At 49.4% G+C, this 389-nt stretch carries 1 pseudogene; it reads left to right on the top strand.

Annotated features, from left to right (window positions below):
* Positions 1 to 56: 56 nt before the first annotated feature.
* Positions 57 to 335, top strand: a pseudogene (locus AC1DLI_RS34425) (IS110 family transposase); the annotation flags it as partial.
* Between the last annotated feature and the right edge of the window lie 54 nt (positions 336 to 389).

Below are 389 nucleotides of genomic sequence, written 5' to 3'. Positions count from 1 at the left end.
GAGTACGCAACGGGTCATAGCCCTTAAAATCCCATCATCCAGGAGGACGCTCTACTATGAAGTTTAAGGCACAGGAGAAGCAAAATCAACTCATTGAAAAGATTACCGCCCATCACCTCGTCGTTGGGATCGACATCGCCCAGCAAATTCATGTCGCACGGGCGGTGAACTTTCGAGGAATCGCCATCGGAAATCCTCTTTCCTTCTCAACCGATGAAGAAGGATTCAACAATCTTCTTCAGTGGGTGCGATCACTCCAAGCAGCAAACGGCCTAACTGAAGCCATTGTCGGTATGGAACCTACCGGTCACTACTGGCTTAACGTCTCCAGATGGCGGTCACTACTGGCTTAACGTCTCCAGATGGCTCTCTGAGCAACAATTTGAAGT

Source organism: Paenibacillus sp. 01T443, from assembly GCF_056398325.1.
This window is presented reverse-complemented; position numbering and strand designations above follow the sequence as displayed.